Source organism: Marinovum sp. (assembly GCF_034669705.1).
Classification (GTDB): domain Bacteria; phylum Pseudomonadota; class Alphaproteobacteria; order Rhodobacterales; family Rhodobacteraceae; genus Marinovum.
In genome coordinates this window covers 1-22952 of record NZ_JAXMOR010000035.1, presented here as the reverse complement: position 1 = coordinate 22952, position 22952 = coordinate 1, and the positions used below count along the sequence as shown (strand labels likewise).

Annotated in this window: 19 protein-coding genes and 3 pseudogenes; 8 read left to right on the top strand and 14 right to left on the bottom strand. The window is 65.0% G+C overall.

Annotated elements, in window-relative coordinates; translation table 11 throughout:
- Nucleotide 1 precedes the first annotated feature (1 nt).
- The 3 genes from VOI27_RS19230 to VOI27_RS19220 all read right to left on the bottom strand — a co-directional run bounded on the left by VOI27_RS19230 (nt 2) and on the right by VOI27_RS19220 (nt 3014).
- On the bottom strand, nt 2-895 hold the full coding sequence (locus VOI27_RS19230) for a sugar ABC transporter permease (protein ID WP_323767544.1): 894 nt from the start codon (nt 893-895) through the stop codon (nt 2-4).
- Nucleotides 896-965: 70 nt separating this feature from the next.
- Nucleotides 966-2222 (bottom strand): ABC transporter substrate-binding protein, encoded by a 1257-nt coding sequence (locus VOI27_RS19225; protein WP_323767542.1) that lies wholly within the window; start codon nt 2220-2222, stop codon nt 966-968.
- A gap of 27 nt (nt 2223-2249) precedes the next feature.
- Nucleotides 2250-3014, bottom strand: coding sequence for a helix-turn-helix domain-containing protein (locus tag VOI27_RS19220; protein ID WP_323767540.1), 765 nt, complete (start codon nt 3012-3014; stop codon nt 2250-2252).
- A gap of 88 nt (nt 3015-3102) precedes the next feature.
- Here VOI27_RS19220 and VOI27_RS19215 point away from each other — a divergent pair, with 88 nt between their 5' ends.
- Complete coding sequence (locus VOI27_RS19215; protein WP_323767538.1) at nt 3103-4638, top strand: sulfatase; 1536 nt, start codon at nt 3103-3105, stop codon at nt 4636-4638.
- The gene (locus VOI27_RS19210; protein WP_323767536.1) at nt 4607-5581 is read left to right on the top strand and encodes a DUF4432 family protein; all 975 of its coding nucleotides are present in this window, start codon (nt 4607-4609) and stop codon (nt 5579-5581) included. Before VOI27_RS19215 ends, VOI27_RS19210 begins: the two co-directional genes overlap by 32 nt.
- Nucleotides 5582-5668: 87 nt before the next feature.
- Here the strand turns inward: VOI27_RS19210 and VOI27_RS19205 are convergent, their stop codons facing one another.
- The 5 genes from VOI27_RS19205 to uraD are packed head-to-tail and all read right to left on the bottom strand — an operon-like array spanning nt 5669 to nt 9761.
- The gene (locus VOI27_RS19205; RefSeq protein WP_323767534.1) at nt 5669-6418 is read right to left on the bottom strand and encodes an aspartate/glutamate racemase family protein; all 750 of its coding nucleotides are present in this window, start codon (nt 6416-6418) and stop codon (nt 5669-5671) included.
- The gene (locus tag VOI27_RS19200) at nt 6418-7698 is read right to left on the bottom strand and encodes a TRAP transporter large permease (protein ID WP_323767532.1); all 1281 of its coding nucleotides are present in this window, start codon (nt 7696-7698) and stop codon (nt 6418-6420) included. The genes VOI27_RS19205 and VOI27_RS19200 overlap by 1 nt, the downstream gene beginning before the upstream one ends.
- Nucleotides 7695-8195 carry a TRAP transporter small permease gene (locus tag VOI27_RS19195; RefSeq protein ID WP_323767530.1) on the bottom strand — a complete coding sequence of 167 codons (501 nt, stop codon included), beginning with the start codon at nt 8193-8195 and terminating at the stop codon, nt 7695-7697. The genes VOI27_RS19200 and VOI27_RS19195 overlap by 4 nt, the downstream gene beginning before the upstream one ends.
- A gap of 4 nt (nt 8196-8199) precedes the next feature.
- A complete protein-coding gene (locus VOI27_RS19190; RefSeq protein ID WP_323767528.1) occupies nt 8200-9192 on the bottom strand; it encodes a TRAP transporter substrate-binding protein in 993 nt (330 codons plus the stop codon).
- A 17-nt stretch (nt 9193-9209) separates the two neighbouring features.
- Nucleotides 9210-9761: a 2-oxo-4-hydroxy-4-carboxy-5-ureidoimidazoline decarboxylase gene (gene uraD / locus VOI27_RS19185; protein WP_323767526.1), complete on the bottom strand. Its 552-nt coding sequence runs from the start codon at nt 9759-9761 to the stop codon at nt 9210-9212.
- Between the two features lie 100 nt (nt 9762-9861).
- Between uraD and VOI27_RS19180 the strand changes: the two genes are divergently transcribed.
- Entirely contained in the window at nt 9862-10800 is a 939-nt protein-coding gene (locus VOI27_RS19180) for a LysR family transcriptional regulator (protein ID WP_323767524.1), read from the top strand.
- Between the two features lie 248 nt (nt 10801-11048).
- Here the strand turns inward: VOI27_RS19180 and VOI27_RS19175 are convergent, their stop codons facing one another.
- A complete protein-coding gene (locus VOI27_RS19175) occupies nt 11049-11753 on the bottom strand; it encodes a helix-turn-helix transcriptional regulator (RefSeq protein ID WP_323767522.1) in 705 nt (234 codons plus the stop codon).
- Nucleotides 11754-11816: 63 nt separating this feature from the next.
- On the opposite strand from VOI27_RS19175, the gene VOI27_RS19170 reads away from it, so the two are divergent.
- Both VOI27_RS19170 and VOI27_RS19165 read left to right on the top strand, forming a co-directional pair.
- The gene (locus tag VOI27_RS19170; RefSeq protein WP_323767520.1) at nt 11817-12425 is read left to right on the top strand and encodes a glutathione S-transferase family protein; all 609 of its coding nucleotides are present in this window, start codon (nt 11817-11819) and stop codon (nt 12423-12425) included.
- A 171-nt stretch (nt 12426-12596) separates the two neighbouring features.
- Nucleotides 12597-13376 (top strand): methyltransferase domain-containing protein, encoded by a 780-nt coding sequence (locus tag VOI27_RS19165; RefSeq protein WP_323767518.1) that lies wholly within the window; start codon nt 12597-12599, stop codon nt 13374-13376.
- Nucleotides 13377-13537: 161 nt separating this feature from the next.
- On the opposite strand, the gene VOI27_RS19160 is transcribed toward VOI27_RS19165, so the two are convergent.
- Nucleotides 13538-14152: an enolase C-terminal domain-like protein gene (locus VOI27_RS19160; protein ID WP_323767516.1), complete on the bottom strand. Its 615-nt coding sequence runs from the start codon at nt 14150-14152 to the stop codon at nt 13538-13540.
- 254 nt (nt 14153-14406) lie between these two features.
- On the opposite strand from VOI27_RS19160, the gene VOI27_RS19155 reads away from it, so the two are divergent.
- The 3 genes from VOI27_RS19155 (at nt 14407) to VOI27_RS19145 (ending at nt 19988) form a co-directional block, all read left to right on the top strand.
- Nucleotides 14407-19419, top strand: coding sequence for a RecQ family ATP-dependent DNA helicase (locus tag VOI27_RS19155; protein ID WP_323767598.1), 5013 nt, complete (start codon nt 14407-14409; stop codon nt 19417-19419).
- A gap of 20 nt (nt 19420-19439) precedes the next feature.
- Nucleotides 19440-19715 (top strand): Mu transposase domain-containing protein, encoded by a 276-nt coding sequence (locus VOI27_RS23180; RefSeq protein ID WP_416374695.1) that lies wholly within the window; start codon nt 19440-19442, stop codon nt 19713-19715.
- Between the two features lie 108 nt (nt 19716-19823).
- Nucleotides 19824-19988, top strand: coding sequence for a hypothetical protein (locus VOI27_RS19145; RefSeq protein WP_323767514.1), 165 nt, complete (start codon nt 19824-19826; stop codon nt 19986-19988).
- Here VOI27_RS19145 and VOI27_RS19140 read toward each other — a convergent pair.
- The 4 genes and pseudogenes from VOI27_RS19140 to VOI27_RS23175 form a co-directional block, all read right to left on the bottom strand.
- A pseudogene (locus VOI27_RS19140) lies at nt 19985-20934 on the bottom strand (IS630 family transposase). The gene VOI27_RS19145 and the pseudogene VOI27_RS19140 sit on opposite strands and share 4 nt — an antisense overlap.
- Nucleotides 20935-21096: 162 nt before the next feature.
- Nucleotides 21097-21276 (bottom strand): annotated as a pseudogene (locus tag VOI27_RS19135) (IS3 family transposase); the annotation flags it as partial.
- Nucleotides 21277-21331: 55 nt separating this feature from the next.
- Nucleotides 21332-22543 (bottom strand): IS256 family transposase, encoded by a 1212-nt coding sequence (locus VOI27_RS19130; protein ID WP_323767512.1) that lies wholly within the window; start codon nt 22541-22543, stop codon nt 21332-21334.
- Nucleotides 22544-22702: 159 nt separating this feature from the next.
- A pseudogene (locus VOI27_RS23175) lies at nt 22703-22952 on the bottom strand (IS3 family transposase); the annotation flags it as partial.

The following is a 22952-nucleotide window of genomic DNA, read 5'->3' as shown; positions in this document are numbered from 1 at the left end:
CTCAGTCCTTGTTCCGCAGGGTGAGGATGTAGAGCAGGCTCATGGCGAAGATCACCAGGAACTGCACCACGACGATGGCCGCGCCGTAGTTGAACTCGATGAAATCGAAGATCACCTTGTAGGCGTAGAGTGACAGGCTCTCGGTCGCGGTCACCGGCCCGCCGTCGGTCAGGTTGAAGGGCAGCTCGAAGGTCCTGAGCGCATCCATCGAGCGGACGATCAGCGCCACGAGGATCGGGCCTTTCAAGAGCGGCAGGGTGATCTCGCGGAACTCCTGCCAGCGGGTCATGCCGTCCATGCGGCCGGCCTCATAGAGGTCGCGGGGAATGGATTGCAGCCCGGCGAGGATGATCAGCGCCATGAAGCTCGAGGTCTTCCAGACCGCGACCACGACCATCGAGCCCATCGCCAGCGTCTCGTCACCCAGCCAGTTGATCGGCCGGTCGACGAGGCCGCTTTGCAGCGCGGCGGCGTTGAACAGGCCGTAATCGGTGTTGTACATCCAGCGCCACATCAGCGTGTTTAGCGCCGTGGGCAGCGCCCAGGGGAACAGCACGGCGAGCCGCGCGATGCCCTTGAAGCGGAAATGCTCGTTCATCAGCACCGCCAGCCCGATGCCCATCGCCAGCTCCAGCGGGATCGACAGCCCGGTAAAGATCAGCGTGACCCAGAGCGCATTCCAGAACCGCTCGTTGTCGGCCAGCGCGGCGTAATGCTTGAGGCCGACGAACTGGTAGGGGGCGGTGCCGTCGATGCTCGACTGGCCAAAGCTCAGGACGATCGACTGCAGGATCGGGTAGACGAGGATCGCGATGATCACGAGCATCGTCGGCGTGATGAAGGCCAGACCCGTCAGGTGCCTGCGCCTGTCGAGCGGGGAAGTCATGGATGTCATGGGGCCACCGTTGGGGTGTCAGAAGAGGCCCGGCGACGGGGAGGCGCCGCCGGGCGAGAGGGTCTGCGGCTTACTCGGCCAGCAGCGCCTCGATTTGCTCCTGCGCGTCGTTCAGCGCTTCTTCGACCGGCTTCTGCCGGTGCAGGGCATTGGTGATCTCGAGCTGCATGATCTCGGAGACGCGGGGGTATTTGCTGCCCGAGCCGGCAGAGGGGCGCACGACGCCGAAGTCGTAGTTGCCGCCGAACTTGGCGAGCACATCGTTGCTGCCCATGCTCTCGTCTTCATAGACCGAGGGGATGGTCGGCGCGCGGTTGTCTTCGACCGCGGCGGCCAGCTGCTGCTCCTTGGCGGTGAAATGCGCGAGGAACTCCGCCGCCGCTTCCTTGTTTTCCGAGTTCGGATTGATGCCGAGGAACCAGCCGCCCATGGTGGTGGAGTTCGCATCCTCATGACCTTCGAAATACGGCACGCGGGTGAAATCGAACTTTCCGGCAACCGGGCTGTTCTCGGCGCTGAGCGGTGCATGCACGAAGTCCTGCACCATCAGAAAGGCCGCGCGGCCCTGCTGGAACAGCGTGCGCGCATCGTCGGGGCGGGCGTTGAGGATCGAGTCCGGTGTCATCCGGTGTTCGTGCAGCAGGTCGACCATGAACTGCGTCGCCTCGATATTGGCCTCCGAGTTCACCGCGACATTGCCCCCGGCGTCATAGAAGCCGCCGCCGTTGCCATTGGTGAAGGCCAGCCAGTTCATGAACAGCCCTTCGATCTTGGCCCACATCGACACGAACCCGTAGAGCTGCGGGTTGCCTTCGCCTTCGGTGATGGTCTGCGAGGCGGCCAGCACCTCTTCCCAGGTCTGCGGCACCTCGAGCCCGTATTTCTCGAGCAGGTCGGTGCGGTAGAAGAAGTGGATGCCATCGGCATAGAGCGGCAGGGCATGCACCTCGCCGTCCACCGTCGCTGCATCCAGCAGCGAGGGGTTGAAGGCGGCGATGGTCTCGTCATCCAGCAGCCCGTTCAGTGGCTCGAGCCAGCCGCGCTGGGCGAACTCGCCGGCCCAGATCACGTCGACGGCCAGCAGATCGGGTGTCGGGCTCTTGGCGGTCAGGCTGGTGACATAGAGCTTGCGGGTCTCGCCCGGCACGTCCGAGACCTTGTTCCACTCGATGCTGACATCGGGGTTCACCTCCTTGAAGCGCTCGAGGTTGCGTTCGACCGCGGGGCCGTAACCGCGCGAGCCGATTGACAGGACAAGCTCCTGCGAGATCGCCGGCAGCGCGGTCAGCGCGACAGCCGTGGCCAGGATTGGCAAAGTGAATTTCATGGTCTTCCTCCCAGTGGTTATCGCCGCTCAGCCGGTCTGTGCCGGATCCGAGAAGACGCTTTCGATTGCGGATTTGCGGGCCATCAGCTGCGCTCTGACATTGGCCACATGCGCCGCCTCGTCGCGCAACGGCGTCGCCGCCTCGGCCACGGTCAGCAGGCAGATCATCTCGCCGCCCGCGTCATGGATCGCGACGCAGTAGCGGCGGATGCCCTTGGCGTTGCCCATCATGTCGTGCTGCATGTCGTGGCGGTCGACAGCGGCGATCATCGCGCGTGCCTCGGCCCAGTCCAGCGAGCGGCGGTCGACGCCCGCGGTATAGAAGGCCCCGGTGTCGAAGGACTTTTCCAGCGCCTCGACCGAGCGGTGCGCCAGCGCCAGCCGCGAGATGCTGTCGAGCTCATAGGCGGCGCGCATGAAGCCCGGAAAGGCCCGCAGCCGGATCGCCTGCTCGGGGTGCTGCTCGACGATGTGCCACAGCATGTTGTGGCCGCTCAGCACCACCACCTCGGCCGCGACGGTCATGTCGGCGCTGAGTTTCGCACAGGCCTGCGCCAGCACCTCGGGCTCCAGCCCCGGGCAGTGCAGCCGCCTCTGAAAGCTGAAGTTGGCGATCAGCCGCCGCTCGGCGCCGCGATGCACCAGCCCCAGCTCCTGCAGCTCGGTCAGGATGCGATAGCCGGTCGAGGCCGGAAGTCCGGCGCGTTCCACCACCTCCTGCGCGGTGAGCCCGCCTTCTGGGGTGCTCAGCGCGTCGAGGATTGCGATGACTCTGCTTGAGGTGCCGGACATTCTTGCTTCCCATATCTGAGATTGTTATTATCAAATACGAGAAGCGGGTCAACAGCTGGCCCGAAAATTCGCTACGACGGAGCCGCCGATGAGACCGAATATCCTTTTTATCATGTCCGATGATCATGCCTCCAAGGCGATCTCCGCCTATGGCCACGGCATCAATGACACCCCCGGCATCGACCGAATCGCCAACGAGGGAATGCGGCTCGACCATTGCTACGTGACCAATTCGATCTGCACGCCATCGCGCGCCGCGATCCTCACCGGCACCTACAACCACGTCAACGGCGTCACCACGCTCGACACCCACATCGACAACCGCTGGCCCAATGTCGCCAAACACCTGCGCCAGTCCGGCTATCAGACCGCGATGGTGGGCAAGTGGCACCTGGGCGAGGGCAAACCGCATGAGCCCACCGGGTTTGACTACTGGTCGGTGCTGCCGGGGCAGGGCGATTACTTCGATCCGCTGATGATCGAGATGGGCGAGGACCGCGTCGAGCCCGGCTATGTCACCGACATCATCACCGACAAGAGCCTGAATTGGCTCAAGGAGCGCGACCCCGACCGGCCGTTCTTCCTGATGTGTCATCACAAGGCGCCACACCGCAATTTCGAGCCGCACCCGCGTGATCGCGACATGTTCGAGGGCCAGGACATCAAGGTGCCCGAGACCTACAACGACGATTACGCCAACCGCGCCCGTGCCGCCGAGGCCGCCCGGATGCGCGTGCGGATGGACCTGAAATACGCCGATCTGGGTCTGATCCAGCCCGAAGGTGGGGCGGAAGTGGGCGAGCTCTGCGTGCCCGGCGACACCGACCGCCGCGTACCGCATCCCTCCGACCCGAAGGGGCTGGTGCTGATCGACCGGCACACCGGCGAGAACTTCACCTTCGAGACCGAGGAGGAGCTCGCGCTGTTCAAATACCAGCGCTACATGAAGCGCTATCTGGCGACGATCCACGCGGTGGATGAGAACGTCGCCCGGATGCTCGACTGGCTCGACGACGAGGGCCTGGCCGAGAACACCATCGTCATCTACACCTCCGACCAAGGCTTCTTCCTCGGCGAACACGGCTGGTTCGACAAGCGCTTCATGTACGAGGAATCGCTGCAGATGCCCTTCCTTATCCGCTATCCCGCCGCCATCGCGCCGGGCAGCGTGGCCAAGGAGATCGCCACCAATGTCGATTTCGCGCCCACCTTCCTCGATTACGCCGGCCTGCCGGTGCCGAGCTACATGCAGGGCCGCACGATGCGGCCTCTGCTGGAGCAGGAGACGCCCGAAGACTGGCCGCAGAGCGCCTATCACCGCTACTGGATGCACAAGGACGAGCACCACAATGCCTGGGCGCATTACGGGCTGCGCAGTCACCGCTACAAGCTGATCTACTGGTACAATTCCGACCTCGGCCAGCCCGGTGCGCATGGTCCCGACGAGCCGCCGGAATGGGAGCTCTTCGACTGCGAAAAAGACCCGCTGGAGCTGGTCAATGTCGCCGATGACCCGGCCTACGGCGAGGTCTTCGACGACATGCTGGCGCAGCTCGACGCCCGCATGACCGAGATCGGCGATGTGCCGGAACATGACAGCGCGACCGCGCGACGGGCGGCCTGAAGCAATGCACGCGCCGCTGCCCGACATGCCGCGCGCCGCGCGTCACAGCCTGCCTGACCTGGTGGGCGACCTGCGGCAGCTGGCCTCGGTGCAGCGCATCACCCTTGGCGACGGGCCGGACGCGGGGCAAAAGCTGCTGGCGTTCTCTACCGGCGGCGGGCTGGACTTCCAGGTCAAGGAACAGGGCTCGCTCGACATCCGCAGCCTGCACCTGCGCGGACTGCCGCTCGGCTGGCGGCATCCGGCAGGCGACACCGGCAACCCGCAGCGCGCGCTGACCGGGTTTCTGGTGACCTGCGGGTTGGAGAACGTCCGCGCGCCGCGCGCCGGTCTGCCTCAGCACGGCAGCCTCGCGCTGTCACCGGTGCGGCTGCTTGCGCTGGATGCGGATTGGCAGGCCCCGGAGCCGCATCTGTTCGTGACGGGCGAGATCCACCACCCCATGCCCTGTGGCGCGGTCTGCCGGATCATCCGCCGCATGTCCGCCCCCATCGGCGGCACCCGGCTGGTTGTTCATGACCGGATCGAGAACATCTCGGCCACGCCGGCCGAGGTGATGCTGCTCTATCACGTCAACTTCGGGTTTCCCGTCGCGGCACCGGGCTGCGCGGTTCGGATCGGCGGAACCCGCGTCACCGGGATCGACAGTCTGGACCCCGGCGACCGGCCCGGGGCGCCGGAGTGCCACAGGATGCCGCCCGACGTGCCGGTGGTGGTCGAGCGTCCGGCCTCGGGCGACTGGCCCGGGATGCGCCTTGAGCTGACATCCGACACCGGATCGCTGCCCTTCCTGCAAACCTGGCGCGATGGCCGCCGCAAGCGGAATATCCTCGCCATCGAGCCTTGCAACTGCGACCTGCGTCCGGACGGCACCAGCGGGCCCGGCACCCGTCTTGCGCCCGGCGAGAGGATGGACAGCAGCCTGACGCTGTCGTTCGCCTGAACCTTCGGGGTCAGTACCACACCGGCCCGCCCCGCTGCCAAAGCTATGGAGGTGTCGCGGCCGGGTGACAGCCGGCGGTCCCTGAGGTCAGTCTCTGGTTGTCTCGCGCTGCAACCAACCGCTCAGATGTGAGGAGAGCCCGACCGACGCTTTGCCGGGCGGACGGGCGTACCCGCCCTTGTCAGCGCCCTTGGGCCTCAGCCGCCAGAGGGCATGGGCCTGAAGAACTGCGGCTTTGACCGGGTCGATCAGGACGGCGGGCACATCCTTCTCGATGACCGAGGCAAGGCCGGCGATCGGCGCACCGGCGAGGACAAGGACATCCGCATGGCGCGCCGCCACCTTGCAGGTCTCGCGCAGCGCGTCGGTCAGGTCTTCGGCCACCGAGGTGATGTCGCCGAACCCCTGGCGCGGCGAAAAGACACCAGCGAACCGGGCCGAGAGCTGGGCGCGGGTCACCTGATCGCGGTACCAGGGCGCGATCTGCGGCGTGAAGGTGACGAAGGCGAAAGTCTGGCCAAGCTGCAGCGCCGTGACCATCGCGGCTTCGGTCATCCCGGTGATCGGCAGGTCAAAGGCCTCTCGCGCCGCATCGAGACCGGGGTCCCCGAAGGCGGCGATGGTCACGGCATCGACAGCCGGCAGATGGGCGGCCACAATCTCCAGCACCTCCGCCCCGGCAAGCTGCGCCTCGGGGCGCGACGAGATATAGGGAAAGCCGCGCTCGGCGGTCACCGGCACCAGCGTCACCTCGTCGGGGAGGATGCTGCGCGCCGAGGCGACCAGCCGCTCGGTCAGCGCCGTGGTCGTATTCGGGTTCAGGAGCATCAGGCGCATCAATAGCCCAGCCAGGTCGGCAGCCAGGTGACGACAGAGGGCACCAGCATGCACAGCAGGAGAACCGCGTACATCGCCGCGATGAAGGGCCAGCTTTCGCGCACCAGCTCGCCCATTCTGACACCGGTGATGCCGGTGACGACAAACAGCACCACCCCGACCGGCGGCGTCAGCATCCCGATCACGAGGTTGAGCACGAAGATGAAGCCGAAGTGCAGCGGGTCGATGCCATATTGCAGGGCGATCGGATGAAACAGCGGCACCAGCATGATATAGGCGGCGTTGGATTCAAGGAACATCCCCACGACCAGGAGCATCAGCGAGATCAGGCAGAGAAACAGGAACGGGCTGTCGGTGATGCCCTTCATCAGGCTGGCAAGCTGCATCGGCAGCATGTCGATGGTGAACAGAAAGGTCACGGTGGAGGCAAAGGCGATCATCGCCCCCACCAGCGCCGAGGTCTTGGCGGCGGTCAGCAACACCTCCGGCAGGTCCGAAAGCTTGAGCTGACGGGTGACGAAAAACCCGAGAAACAGCGCGTAGCACACCCCGATGGCGGCCCCTTCGGTGGGCGTGAAGGCGCCGATGACGATCCCGCCGATGACAACCACGGGCATCAGGAACACGAGGAACGAGCGGCGGGTTTCCCGCAGGATATTGGCCAGTGAGAACGGCGTGCCGGCCAGCGGATAGTCCCGCATCCAGGCGATGAGCCAGCACAGTGCCATCAGCGCGACAAACAGGATCAGCCCCGGCACCACGCCGGCCATGAACAACCCCCCGACCGAAACGCTGGAGCCTGCCATGAAGGCATAGACGATCATCGCCCCCGACGGCGGGATGATCGGCCCGAGGTTCGCCGCCGCGGCCACGATGCCCGACGAAAACCCCAGCCCGTACTGCTTCTTGAGCGAGGGCACGAGCGTCGAGGACAGGGCAGAGGCATCGGCCACGGCCGCCCCGGACACCGAGGCCAGCCCCGCGCCGGACACGATTGCGACCTGCGCCAGCCCGCCGCGCATCCGCCCGATGAAGGCATTCGCAAAGCCCACCAAGCGGTCCATGATCCCGCCCTTCAACATCAGCTCACCCGCGACCATGAACAGCGGGATCGACATCAGCGGGAATGAGTTGACGGCGTTCATCAGCCGCGGCGACAGCACCGCCAGATCGAACCCCGACATCCAGAGACCGGCGAGGGCGGAGACGCCCAGCGAGAACGCCAGCGGCATGCCGAGAAACGCCAGAATGAGAAAGGTGATGATGACGAAGAGACTCATGCCATGGCCTCGGCTGGTCGGTGAGGGAGAGGGTGAAGCGCGAGGTTGATGAGGTGCAATGCGCCATGCGCCGCCGACAGGATCACCGGAATGAAGAAGACGCTCGAGGTCATGTTCACGGCGCCCAGTCGCTCGGACCATGTGGCTGCCGCCACCGCGATGGAGGTCCAGAAGACCACCAGCAGCATCCCCGCGGCCAGCAGGTTCATCAGCCGCGAAATGGCGCCGCGCAGACCGGCGGGCAACTTGTTGACCAAGAGCGTGATGCCCACATGCGCGCCCTCGCGGATGCCAAGCGGGATCGCCAGAAAGGTGGTCCAGACAAAGGCGATGCGCGACACCTCGTCGGCCCAGTCAAACGACCCGTTGAAGACATACCGCATGACCACCTGGGCCGAGACGACCGCCACCATGGTGGCGGCGCCGCCAATCACGATGAGACGCGCGCCGCTGTCGACGCGCGTCAGGATCGTGGTCAGGAGACGATCCGCAATCATGATCCTACATGCCGAATTTCGCGGTTTCGGCGTCGAGCAGCTCGACGAGGCCCGGATCAAGACGCGCCTTGGTCTCGGCCGCGACGCCGGCGGTATTGTCGCGCAGCGCCTTGGCAAGCTCGGGCGAGACGGCGGTATAGGTCATGCCCTTTTCCTCGAGCTTCGCCAGCCCGGCCGCATCCTGTTCTGCCGCCAGATCGCGCTGGTAGGCAATCGCGGTCGCCATCGCCAACTGCACCATAGACTGGGTCTCGCCGTCGAGCCCGTCGAACCAGTCCTTGTTGCCGATGACCGAGATGAAATCAAAGAAATGCCCGGTGTTGGAGACATGCTCCTGAACTTCGGCATAGCCCGCCACGTCGATGATCGCGAAGGGGTTTTCCTGGCCGTCGATCACGCCCTGTTCGAGCGCCGAATACAGTTCCTTCACGTCCATCGCGACGGGATTGGCATCAAGCGCCCGGAAGGTCGCGAGGTGGGTTTCATTCGGTTGCAGGCGGATCTTCAACCCGGCGATATCCTCGATCGTCTCGATCGGCCCGACGTTGTTGGTCAGCTGGCGAAAGCCCAGTTCCATGTATCCCATCGAGGTCATGCCTTCGTCTGCCAGCTTGGTGTCCAGCGCAGCGCCTACCGGGCCGTCGGCGATGGCAAAAGCCTCTTCGCGGCTGCCGAACTGGAACGGCAGGCCGATTGCCTCAAGTTCGGGCACGGTGCGCGTCAGATAGGCAGTGCCGACCCACATCAGCTCGATGGCGCCGATCTTGACGGCCTGCACGTTTTCCGCAGCCCCGCCGAGTTGCTGTGCGGGGAAGATGTTGACGTCGATCTCGCCGCCCGACAGGCGTTCGAGCTCTTCCTCGAACTTGACCATGGCCAGCGACGAGGAATGCTCGGTCGCGAAATTGCCGGCGACGCGGATCGTTTCGGCAGCGCCTGCGGTGACGGCAGAGATCGCCAGGACAGAGGTGGCGAGGAGGGGGAGGAAGGATTTCATGGGGAGTGCTCCTGGGTTCAGGGTGTCGTTAGGGGGATTGGGGTGGAGGTGAAAGCGCGCGCGGCACGCGCACGGATGACCGAGGCGATTTCCGCCAGGGTGGTGACATGTTCTTCGACCGGATCGGCGGTCAGCCGCGTCTCGAAGGACTGCAACAGCGTGTCGAGGTCGGGAACGCGGTGCAGCGCGATGATGCAGGGGTATCCGAAACGCGCCTCGTAGGCCGCGTTGAGCTGCGTCAGATGGCGGTGGGTTCCGGCATCGAGCGACATCAGCCCGAGACGCCCCTGTTCGCCCTGCGACTCCTCGGTCATCCGGCCGGCGACCGCTTCGCGCCCCGCCAGTTCGGGATGGCAGCGAAACATCGCAACGCGCCGGGCCGCCGGGGCGGCCAGGATGACCTCGATCAAGGCGGCCGCGACATCGCCATCGCTGGTAAACGGGCGCTGGTCGACGGCTGCGTCGGCGACCCACTCGGACCGCTCGGCCAGCGGCGCGATCATGGCACGGGCCGCATCGCGCGGCGCGGCGTTCAATCGGGTCAGGAGGTCGGTCTGGCTCGGGGTCATGGCAGGGCTCTCGGCTGTCGGTCCCTGAAACTAATCCGATCCTTCCAATCTAATCCATGATATAATAGGCAACGACTTGTTCTGATAATTAGGATGGCTAATGGCGTTGCATCTTGTCCCGCGCGGGCTTCAATACGTGCTGGCGGTGGCCGAGCACGGGTCGATCCAGGCCGCCTCTCGCGACATCGACATCGCGGCCTCGGCCATCGACCGGCAGATCAAGCTGATCGAGGACCGGCTGGGCGTGCCGCTGTTCGACAGGCTTCCGGTCGGGATGAAACTCACCCCGGTCGGCGAGGCCATGGTGCTGCTGGCGCGGCGCTGGCAGGCGGACGAGAACCGCATCTGGTCGGATGTGAAACAGATGCAGGGGCTGGATGTCGGTCACTTTCGGCTGGTCGCGATGGACAGTCTGATGAACGGCATCGTGCCGGATTTCCTTGGCCGGGTGTCCGAGAGGTATCCGCGGGTGCGCGTCGACGTGGATGTGGCGACCCCGGATGACGCGGCCGAGGCCCTGAGCGAAGGGCAGTCTGACATCGCGCTGGCCTTCAACCTGCGCCCCCGCCGCGACATCCATGTTGCCTGGAGCACCTCGCTGCCACTGCACTGCGTCGCCGCGCCCGACCATCCGCTGGCCCGCGAGCGCACCGTGAGCCTGAGACAGGTGACGGCCCACGCGATCGTCATTCAAAGCCGGGTGCTGGCGATCCGTCGCATGCTGGAGGCGCGATACAGCTGGATCTTTTCCGAGGATCTGCCGCCCGTCGCCACCAACTCCCTGCAGCTCCTGAAACACCTGGTGGTGGCCGGGCGGCACGTGGCCCTGACATCGGTTCTGGACGTCGCGCCGGAGCTTCTTGCCGGCGAGCTTGTGGCGATCCCGGTCAAGGGACAGAAGATCATTCCGCAAAACATCAGCGTTGCCCATAGCGCCCAGCGTGTCCTGCCCCGCGTGGCCGGCATGCTGGCGCAGGACCTGGCCGCCGAGGTGCAGGACCTGCTGCGCAAGATCGAAAGCCTGCCGCCGCGCACTTGACCCCGGCCGGGTCCTGTCTTGGCTGAAAGAATGATATGTGTCGCACGAGCGCATTGGCGCTCTGCGACAAGCTGCCGTGCTGCGAGCGTGAGGAAGATCCAATCCGCATGGGCCCCAACCGGCGCGGGCAATAGCGCGCCCGCGGAGGTGCTTCACCGAGACACCTCCGCACGCGCCATGCAGACACATCCGAAAACCAGGGGGACGTCACCGAGCCCGCTGACGGCAGGACACCGAACCGCGAGCCGCTATTGCTTCGTCGACGCCCTCGAGGCCGCCTGCCGGGCCGCGTAGTCGCGCAGCAAACCTACCCGCCGCGGCCTGAAACTGCGGCCGTTCAGGCTTGCGCGCTCGATGCCCGAGAGGTGAAAAATGCGCCAGTCCTGCCGCAGGCAACACCAGACCAGCATCATCAGCGCGCGCTCGGAATAGCTGATCCCCAGCGGCCAGACCTCGCGCTCGGTGACCTTGCCGTTCAGGTCGCGGTAGTGCACCTCGAGCGCCAGTTCCTCCCAGCAAGCGCGCCTCAGAAGCGCCATGTCGACGGCGTAGTCCGCGCGGACCTGCGGCGGACGGAAGCTGCGCAGGACCGTGTGCATCGCTTGGCGCGACTGGCGGTCGGGCAGCGTGGCGATGATCCGCGCAAGCGCCGACTGGCCTGCGGCCTCCAGCGCCGGGTCGCCGGTCCGGCGCAAGTCTCCCACCGCGAGAACCAGCGCCTCGATCTCCAGCCGCGAGAAGCTTTGCGGTGGCAGGGCAGGGTCCTCGGTCAGCCGGTAGCCGACCCCCGCCTCGCCATCGATCAGGGCGCCGCCCGCGCGCAGCGTGGCAATGTCGCGGTAGAGCTGGCGCCGCGACACGCCGGTCTCTGACGCCAGCCGCGCCGAGGTGACCGGCGCGGGCAAGCGGCGCAATGCGTCCATGAGTCGAAAAAGGCGATCGGTCCGGGCCATGCTGACGGAAACTGTCAGCAGGGGGCAGGTATGGCAAGGTATGGCTTGAACCAGGAGACCCCCATGCTGACACTTTACCACGCCCCGCACTCTCGCTCGACCTCGATCCTCGTGCTGATCGAAGAGATGGGCATCGCCGAGCATATCGACGTGATCGAGGTCACCGTCGCACGCCAGGACGGCAGCGGCCGTGCCGACCCGCGCAACCCGCACCCCGAGGGCAAGGTGCCCTACCTGACCGATGGCGCGGATCACCTGCGCGAGCGCGGCGCGATAATCACCTATCTGACCGACAGGTTCCCCGAGACCGGGATGGGCCGTCCCGAGGGCGACCCCCAGCGCGGCGCCTTTCTGAGCTGGCTGTTCTACTACCAGGGCGTGATGGAGCCGGTGCTGGTGCTCAATTGGGCCAAGCTCGACCATGCGGCTGTACGCACAACCTTCCGGGATCTGGAGACCGTGGTCGACCGTCTGGCCGACGCGCTTGACGGCCGGCCCTATCTTCTGGGCGACAGGTATTCGGCGGTCGACCTGTTGCTCTCGAGCCCGTTCCAATGGCTCCCCGACGCGGCGCCGAAACAACCGGCTGTGGCAGACTGGATACGACGCTGCGCCGACCGCCCGGCGATGCAGGTCGTGGCAGAGCGCGAGAGCGCGGGCCTGACGGTCTAGGTCAGGGCGCTCTCCCGGGCGGTAAACGGCCAGCCCCTTGGGAACCTTGAGGGGCTGATCGCAGCGAACACCTCCTACCGCGCCGGGTTGGTGTCCTCAGGCGTCGGTTCGCAACACGACAGAGGTGTGATAGAGTGCTGGCACGACGCAGTAGCTGCGGGGGGTGCGAGGGTGCTCAAGTTCGATGCCGAGATCACTCGACTGCTGGACACCGCATATCTGGGTGCCGATTTAACCCGGCGACGGCAGGCTTCGTTCGATGCGCTTCAACCAATCCCCGGCGAAACGATCCTCGATATCGGATGCGGAAACGGGCTGCTGACGGCTGAACTCGCCCGCGCGGTCGGTCACGATGGCCGGATCATCGGCATCGATCCCAGTGTTGACATGCGCTCCGCCGGCGAGACGCGGTGCCGGGAGTATCCATGGGTAAGTTTCATGGACGGCGTCGCGACCGCGCTGCCTCTGGATGACCAGATCGCGGACAAGGCCGTCTCGGTTCAGGTGTTCGAATACGTCGAGAATATCGAAGCTGCAGTGGCAGGCGCGTTGCGCTGTCTGAAACCCGGCGGACGGCTGGTGATCAGCGATCTCCATTTCGGGAGCCTGGTGTGGTTCAGCGACAACCCGGAACGGATGGCGGAACTCAGGTCGTCATGGGACCAGCACTTCGTGGCCGGCGACTTGCCCGCGCGCTTGCCGGGTCTACTGAAAGACCAGGGTCAGACGGTGGAAAGCGTCGTTCCCTTCACGGTGGTCGATCATGTTCTGAAGCCGGACGGCCTCGCGTTCACCATGATGACCCTCATGAAGCAGTATGCGATCGAGAACGGGCATGTCGACGTCGAAATCGCAGACGCCTGGTTTGATGAGCAGATCAGCCTCGCGCGGGAGGGGCGGTTCTTCTTTTCTTTGACGCAGTTCGTGGTAAGCGCCAGAAAATTGGTTTGATTTCGCGCCTTTAGGTGCCGGAGCCGCCGCGGCGAAAGGTCACTTCGTCCGCTCGGCCGTCATCCGTCGCAGACACCTCCCGAAGGTTGCTCCAAGAGTTGCTGCTCAATATGGCGTCGTGCCGGGGAGCTGGTCCTATTCACTCCTGACCTCCAGACAGGCTACGAGAATGCGCGGTCGAGCACCGCTGAGTTCACACCAAGGCCGGGGGTCTCCGGCAGGGTGACCACCCCGTGGCTCAGATCGAGCGGGAAGGTCTCGTCGCGGAAACTGTTCTCGTTCGCGTCGCATTCCAGCAGCCCCGGACCGCCAGCCGCGGCCAGCAGATGCGCCGAAGCGGCCAGGGCGATGCCGCCCCCCAGCGAATGCGGGCAGTAGGTCAGACCGTGTGCCACGATATCGCGCGCCACCGGCAGGCAGTCGGTGAACCCGCCCCATTTGGCGATGTCGGGCTGCACCACATCCAGCCATTTGCCCTGCACCACCTCCTCGTAATCGCGGCGGGCCAGGAAGTTCTCGCCACCGGCGATCGGCACGCCGGTGCCGGCCTTGAGCACCTGCCAGGCGGCCTGAGGCACGTCCACGGCGATCGGCTCTTCGATCCAGCGGGGGCCATGCGGCGCGATCCAGCGCATCGCGCGCTCTGCCTCATCCGGCGTCCAGCCCTGGTTGGCGTCCAGCAGAAAGCTCTCGCCGCCCTGAAGGTCACCTGCCGTGGTCCGGCAAAACTTCTCGGGGCAGGGGAAGGCCATGCGTTCTGGAAAACTCGCGGTCAAGATTTGACCGGCTTCAGGCGCCTCCCCGGGGCATCGCACGCTTGCAGATGCCTGACGAACACAGACCGTTTTGCATAACTCAAACTTCCGGGCCGAGCTTGACCCTGATAGGGTCAGTGCGTCAGATATGCTATTGATCTTTCTAGCTTCATTGGTGCCCTCTGTTAAAGGCCGTGCAACACCCCGATCCGTTTCTGGCGAAATGCCTTTCCGTCGACATCGAGGTCGACCCGAAAACGGCGCGGGTCTTCGATCTGGCGGCGGTCCGCAATGACGATACGCCGGCTTTGCGATGTCATAGGGGCGACATCACGGCTGCGCTGGATCGGCTGGAAGCTGACCTCGGTGAAACGCGCCACCTGATCGGCCACAACATCCTGCGTCATGACCTGCCGCATCTTGCGGCGCTACGGCCGCGGCTGGCGCGGCTTGCCGAAGCGCCGATCGACACGCTCTGGCTCAATCCACTGGCCTTCCCGCGCAACCCGTATCACCATCTGGTCAAGCACTACGACGACGGGCGGCTTCTGTCGGGACATGTCAACGATCCGGAGGCAGATGCCCGGCTGGTGTTCGACGTTCTTGGCAACCAGTTGGACGCCTTTCGCACGTTGAACGCCGAGGCGCCGGAGATCCTTGCCGCCCACCATTTCCTGACGACTCGCAGCGCGCATGATTCAGGGTTTGATGCCGTGTTCAGCCACGTGCGCCGTGCTGCCGTGCCGTCGGCCGAAGAAGCGCGGCAGGTGCTCGGGCGCTTGCTGGAGGGTGAGGCCTGCGGCACGGAGGTGGGGCACCTGCAGGAGCAGGTGGGCGCTGCTCAGGACGGTTGGCCGCTGGCCTATGCGCTGGCGTGGATTTCGGTTTCAGGCGGAGACTCGGTGATGCCGCCGTGGGTGCGGATGCAGTTTCCGGATGCGGCCAGGATAGTGAAGTTGCTGCGTGACACAACGTGCAATGCCCCGGAGTGCGCTTGGTGCCGGGAGAAGAGCGATCCGGTCAAGGCGCTGTCACGCTGGTTCGGCTTTGATGCCTTCCGGCCGACACCCAAAGATCCCGCAGGCCGCCCACTCCAGGAGCGCATTGTCGACGAGGGCATGCGCGGCAAGAGCCTGCTGGGCATCCTGCCGACCGGGACCGGGAAATCCGTCTGCTACCAGATCCCCGCGCTGGCGAAATTTGACCGGACCGGCGCGCTGACGGTTGTGATCTCGCCGCTGGTTGCGCTCATGGCCGACCAGGTGGCGGGGATGGAGCGCACGGGGATTTCCTCGGCGGTCACGGTGAACGGGATGCTGTCGTTGCCCGAACGGCAGGATGCGCTGGACAGGGTGCGCCTGGGCGAGGCCGCGATGCTTCTGATCTCGCCGGAGCAGCTGCGCAGCGTCTCGGTCAGGTCCGTGCTCAAGCAACGTGAGATCGGCCTGTGGGTGCTGGACGAGGCGCATTGCGTGTCGAAATGGGGCCATGATTTCCGACCCGATTATCGCTATGTCTCGCGGTTCATCCGGGAGACTTCGGGTGACGAGGATCCGGCCCCGGTGATCTGTCTGACCGCCACTGCAAAACCCGAGGTGATCCGTGACATCCGCGACCATTTCCTTCAGCGGATCGGGACCGAGCTCCTGCTTCTCGATGGTGGTGCCTCGCGCACCAACCTGAGCTTCGAGGTCCGCGCGACCGGCAAGCGCACCAAACATGCCGACATTCTCGAAGTCATCGAGCAGCGGCTGCCGCCCGAAGGGGCGTCGGGCGCCGTGGTCTACTGCGCGACGCGCAAGGCGACGGAGGATGTCGCACAGTTTCTGCAGCAACAGGGGGTGTCGGCGGAACGCTATCACGCGGGCCTCACGCCGGACGAGAAGAAGACCATCCAGGAACGGTTCCGCGTCGGCGAACTGCGGGTGATCGCGGCCACCAACGCGTTTGGCATGGGCATCGACAAGCCCGATATCCGGCTGGTGGTGCATGGTGACATCCCCGGCTCGCTCGAGAACTACCTGCAGGAAGCTGGCCGCGCCGGGCGAGACCGCGACCACGCCAACTGCGTGCTTCTCTTCACGCCAGAGGACGTGGAACGGCAGTTTCAACTGTCCGCCCGCTCGCGGCTTGACCGGCGCGAGATCGGCGCGATCCTGAAAGCCGTGCGGCGTATGGATGCCCGCACCCGGAGTACCGGAACGGTCGTCGCCACCTCGGGCGAGATCGTGCGACAGGAAAATGACCGTGAGTTCCAGCGCGAGAGCGCCACCGACGACACACGGGTCAAGACTGCGATCTCCTGGCTGGAGGAGGCCAAGCTGATGTCGCGCGAGGAAAACCGCGTGCAGGTCTTCCCGTCGTCGCTGCGGGTGCGCAGCATCGATGAGGCCGGCGCCCGGATCGACAAGGCGCAGATCACCGGCACGCGGCGGACGCAGTTGATGGACATCGTCCGCCACCTGATGAACGCCCCGCCGGACGAGGGTATCTCGACCGACGAATTGACCGGGGTGAGCGGGTTGACCGGCGGGCAGCTCACCAAGGCGATGGCCGACCTCGAAACACTCGGCATTGCGCGAAACGACACGGCGGTGACGGTGTTCGTGCATTCAGGGGTGGCCGAGGATTCGCGCAAACGGCTGGCGCAGACGACGCGGCTCGAGACGGACCTGATCGCGCTGATGCGGGAAGAGGCGCCGGACGCAGAGAGTGCGGTAAGTACGCCCTTCAACCTGCAACCCGCCTGCCAGAAGCTGCGCGACGGCGGGCATAGTCACGTCCGCCCCGATGTGGTCGAAAAGCTGCTGCGGGGGATGGCCCGGGATGGACGCGACCTTGACGGTGGCAAGGGCAATCTGCGCCTGCGCAAGGCGTCCCGTGATACGCTGCTCCTGGCTTTGCAACGGTCGTGGACGGTGCTGGAACAGTCGGCCGCCTTGCGCAGGCAGGCTGGCGAGGCGCTGGTGGAACACTTGCTCGGACGGCTCGGAAAGGGCCAGCGCGGCAAGGACCAGCAGGTCGAGACAACACTGGGCGACATGCTGGCGAGCTTGACCGGCGATGCCTTCCTGCGCGGCCAGGTCAAGGAAATGACACGGCTGATGGACCGTGCGCTGCTGTGGCTGCACGAGCAGGACGTGGTGACGCTGGGCAAGGGGCTGACCGTGTTCCGCCCCGCCATGACGGTGCAGCTGGCACCGGGCAAGACGCAGTTTCTGGTCAAGGACTTCGCGCCCTTGCAGGAGCATTACGACGAACAGACGGTGCAGACACATGTGATGGCGGCCTATGCGGAAACCGGCCTGTCCTCGATGCCCGACGCCATCCGCCTGACCGAGGATTACTTCGCCCTCGATCAGGACGGCTTCATGGGCCGCTGGATGAAGGGCAGGGCGACAGAGGTAAAGCGCCAGACCACCGGCAAGTCATGGCAGAACGTGGTCGAGGTCCTCGGCAATCCGGTGCAGCAGAAAATCGTCGCCGACGACCGGGACGCCACCAACGTGCTGGTTCTGGCGGGGCCGGGCTCGGGCAAGACGCGCGTGCTGGTCCATCGTATTGCCTATCTGATCCGGGTGCGGCGCGAGGACCCGCGCAGCATCCTTGTGCTCAGCTACAACCGTCACGCGGCGGTGGAAATCCGGGCGCGTCTGCGCCACCTGATCGGAGATGAGGCCTTTGGCGTGACGGTCTCGACCTGTCATTCCATGGCCATGCGTCTGGTGGGGGCCAGCTTCGAGGGGGCTAAGGCGGACAGCCGCGATTTCGACGGCATCGTCATGGAGGCGGTGCGCCAGTTGAACGGCGAAGGGCTGAGCAAAGCCGAGGCCGAGGCGCAGCGCGAGACACTGATCCAGGGCTACCGGTGGATTCTGGTCGATGAGTATCAGGACATCGGGCCCGAGGAATATGCGTTGATCGCCGCCGTCGCCGGGCGGACGATCGAGGACGAGGACATGAAGCTGAGCCTCTTCGCGGTGGGCGACGACGACCAGAACATCTATGCCTTTGCCGGGGCGTCCATCAAATTCATCCGGCAATTCGAAGAGGACTACCGCGCAAAGCCGGAGTTCCTGGTCGAGAATTACCGCTCCACCCGCCACATCATCGAAGCCTCGAACACCGTGATCGCCGGTGCCCGAGACAGGATGAAACTGGGCCATGACATCACCATCGACCGCAAGCGGCGCAAGGATGCCCCGGGCGGCATCATGGGCACCCGCGATCCTGTTGCACAGGGCCGGGTTCACCTTCTCCAATGTCCTCCCGGCGATCGGTCGCAGGCCGTCGCGGCCGTGACCGAATTGCAAAGGTTGGCGGCGCTGGAGCCCGGCTGGAACTGGTCGCACACGGCGATCATCGCGCGCAACTGGCGCCAGCTCGCCCCGGTTCGGGCCTTTGCCGAGGCTCAGGGCATTCCCGTCGAGATGGCCAACGAGAGCCTGCCGAGCCTCTGGCGGCTGCGCGAGATGCGGCACTTCATCTCCAGCCTGAACCAAAACCGGACGCGCCTTCTGACCGTTCCGGAGCTGTTGGAGGTCGCAAACACCCTGCCGCGCAACCGCTGGTCCGACCTGATCGCCGAGGGCGTTGCCGCGCTGGCACAGGAGGTCGGCATGGGTCAGGTTTCCGTCCCCGACCTCGTGGAATGGTTCGGCGAGTGGGCGCGCGATGCACGCGGCGAACAGCGCGGACTCTTGCTGCTGACTGCGCACCGCGCCAAGGGGCTGGAGTTCGACGACGTGGTGATCCTGAACGGCGGCTGGGACCGGCCCTCCCGGAACGAGGATCTCGACGCGCCGCGCAGGCTCTTCTACGTCGCCATGACGCGCGCCCGGCGCAGCCTTGCCGTCATGACGCAAGGCGCACATGCCTTCGTGCCGTCCGAGGGCGATACCGTTCTGCGAAGGCCCGCCGCGTTGCCTGACGCGCAGGATTTGCCGCCGGACCGGACGTATCTGATGCCTGACATGAGCCAGGTGTTCATCAGTTGGGCCGGCCGCCTGCGTGCAGGCGATCCCTGTCTCGAGGCGATCGCTCAGGCGCAGGTCGGCGACCCGGTCACGCTGGTGAACGATGGCCCGCGCTGGTCGGTCCGGGATGCGCGGGGTCGTAGCCTGATCGCGATGAAGGGCGGCTGGATCCTGCCGGAAGGAGCCCGGGTGATCTCCGCCGAGGTCGGCGCGATCGTCGCGCGCCACGCACATGAGAGTGGCGAGGAACACCGTATGAGGCTTCACAGAGACACATGGGAGGTGGTGCTGCCGGAAATCGTTCTGGAATGATCGCGGTTTGATTGTTGCGCATGGACGGCGAACAGCTGTGCGAACGGGTCCGCGTGTCGGTCACCGGCGAGACGGTGCGCATCACCCATGCCGGGGTGGAGGTGGCCTGCCACCGGCGCAGTTGCGGCCGGCGCGGCCGTATCATCGATCATGCTTACTTCGCCGCAGTGGCCGGTGCCGCAGGCCAGATGATCCGAATTTTTGGAGATAGTTTCGCGGACGCGGAGGGCCCGATGCCGGAGGCAACGCTGCTGCGACCCTTCGCTGAGTACGAGGCTGTCTCCGGAGGGGCATGATGATGGGCGCGGTTGCGGAGACTGTCCGGAATTCTGTGCCCGGGCGTGGTAACTCTGAAATGAGGAGACCCACGTAGGAGCGTCGACAAAGACCTTCTGGATGAACTGATGAAAGGCCGATCGGCCGGCGACCTTTTCGGCAAGGATGGCGTTCTCACCGAGCTGACCAAGGCGCTGGCAGAGCGCGCCCTGAGCGCCGAGCTGGATGACCAGCTGATCGGGGAGCGTACCGAGCAACCAGCGGAAGAGGCATCTAAAGCATTTCGGGATTAACGTGGCGCATATCCGGCAGCGCGAAAGTAGTTCATGCATTCGTCAGGAGTGAACAGGTCGCATATTCTTCGGAGGGCGCTGAATAATTCGGTAAACGTCCGCGCCCCGGCCTTCCGAAGATGCGCCTTGAGCTTGGAGAAGGCCTGTTCGATAGGGTTCAGATCGGGCGAATACGGCGGCAGGTACAAAAACCAGCAGCCGGCCTCGCGCAGGGCTGCGGCGGCCTCGGCGTGGCAAGGTTGTCGAGCACGACAACAGTGCCCGGCTGAAGCTCCGGCGCGAGGACCTCGCGCACGTACGCGGCAAAAGCCGCGCCGTCCATCGCCCCCTTGATGACCCAGGGGGCGATCAGTTCGGTCGGGGTCAGACCGGCGATGAAGGTCTGCGTGCCCCACCTGCCAAACGGGGCGTCCATTTCCAGGCGTGCGCCACGCAGAGCCCGTCCGCGCAGCCGGGTGAGATTGGTTTTGACGGAGGTTTCGTCAAGGAACACAACGCGTTCGGGCTTCGCCTGCATCGCCGGGATGCGATGCGCAAACCAGTCCTTGCGCTGCTGTCTTACGTGGGCACGGCGGCGCTCGGTGGCCACCAGCGACTTTTTTTAATACGTGTAGCCCAGCTTCGACAGCAGGTCGGAGATCGAGGAATGGTGCACGATGACACCCTCGGCTTCGGCCAGCGCGTCGCGCAGCTCATGGAGCGTGATGTCGGGGTCCTGGGTGACCAGTTCTTCGAAGAAGTCGGTGAACGGCTCCAGCTTGCCGCCGCCTTTCGGGCGGCCCTGCGGTCCGGGATCGGCGTGGCCTCTGGTGCGCACGGACCTTGCACACCTTGTGCCTGTCGAGGCCGAGAGCTTGAGCCGCAACGCCGCCACGCGTCCGCTTAACCCTTCTTCAATCAACTTCTGAAACCGCGTCCGAAGCGCGCCTGGCAGTGGGGCTGACATGAAACATCCTCCTGAACAGGATGAATCGCAATCGGCCCCTCAAGGAAATCCCCACCGACTCAGAGTTTCCCCGAAAGGCTGTAAGGCTCCGAACCGGCGCAAGGGAGCAGCCAGAAGACGGTTTGAACCGCGCCGGGTTTTCCGGAGGCTGATTTCAGTTAGTTACGCGGCAATGTCCTCAGTTTCCAGAGCGGCGTAGAAATTGGCCTCTGCTTCTGCCGGCGGAATGCTCCCAATAGGCTCAAGCAGACGGCGGTTGTTGAACCAGTCCACCCATTCGAGTGTTGCGTATTCCACTGCCTCGAAGTTGCGCCAAGGGCCGCGGCGGTGAATGACTTCGGCGATAGTGTCCCGTGAAATGGTGTAACTTTGTTCCTCGGCCTTGGCTCGGCCGCAGTTACAGGGCGGCGATTGTCGCCGGGTCCATGGGGTCAGTGTCGCAAATGGCTGCGACGGTTTCCAGTGTCATATAGCGCCGCGTGATCGCCCACTCATCATTTCGCTCCAGCATCAGGGCGCCGACCAGGCGCGTGACTGCGGCTTCGTTCGGGAAGATCCCGACAACGTTGGTCCGGCGCTTTATCTCCTTGTTCAAGCGTTCAAGCGGGTTCGTGGAGTGGATCTTCGCCCAGTGTTCCTTGGGAAAACTCTTGTAGGCCAAGACGCCATCCTCAGCCCGGCGCATCAGCTCAGCAAGCTTGGCATGGCGCGGCTCAAACGCGTCGATCAGCTTGGCCCAGTGCTCCTTCGACGCCGCGAGCGTGTCCTGATCGAAGGCGGTTCTGAGCGCCGCGGTAACGATCGGGCGGTCCTTCTTGCCGACGCAGGCGAGCGCGTTGCGCATGAAGTGGACGCGGCAGCGCTGGACGGTGGCACCGAGCACCTTGGCGGCCGCGGCCTTCAGCCCCTTGTGATCGTCGGCAATGATCAGGCGGGTGCCGCGCAGGCCACGATCGGCCAGAGATCGCAGGAACTCCTCCCAGAAGACCTCGGCTTCGCTGGGCTGGACGGCGATGCCCAAGACCTCGCGACGGCCGTCCAGGTTGACCGCCACGGCCACTATGGCTGCGACGCTGACGATGCGGCCGGAGCGGCGGACCTTGATGTAAGTGGCATCGAGCCACAGGTACGGCCATTCGCCTTCGAGCGGTCGACCCAGAAACGCATCGACCCGTTTGTCGATCTCGCAGCAGAGCCGCGAGACCTGGCTTTTGGACACGCCGGTCATGCCCATCGCCTTGACCAAGTCGTCCACCGAGCGTGTCGACAGGCCCTGGACATAGGCCTCCTGGATGACCGCTGTCATGGCCTTCTCCGCCGCCCTGCGCGGCTCCAGGAACTCGGGGAAGTAGCTGCCCTTGCGCAGCTTCGGGATCTTCACGTCCACCTTCCCGGCGCGGGTTTCCCAGGCTCTGGACCGGTATCCGTTGCGGCGGTTCACACGATCTTCGCTGCGCTCGTGCGCGCCGGCGCCGCAGAGCTGATCGACATCCAGCGCCATCAGCCGGTCGGCGACAAACCCGAGCATCTCGGCGAGCAGATGGGTGTCGGAGGTCTCCGACAAAAGCGCGCGCAAGGCCGCGGTCTCTGATAGGCTGTCGTTGGTCATGGTTGGTCTCCTCGGTCATGGGTCAGGTCGGCAAACCAAACCTTAGCCGAAGAACAACCGTGGCCGCCAAGCGACCCGCACGGGCCTCGCTTCGCTATGCGAAGGCTCCGCTCAGCCCGCGCTACTGGCGGAAATTACACCAACCGTCGGGACACTGCTGACTTCGGCCTTGAACAAACCGTTGATCGTCTCGGCCAAGGCATTGTCGTAACTGTCTCCGACGCTGCCGACAGAGGGCTCGATACCAGCTTCTCCCAACCGCTCTGTGTATTTAATCGACAGGTATTGGGCGGATTCAACTGGTCGTCGCAACGGTTGGTTTATATCTCACCGCAGGACGTCGTCCAATGCCTCTGCAGGCGTTCTCCAGCCAAGCGTTTTGCGGGGTCTGCTGTTGAGTGTGTGTGCC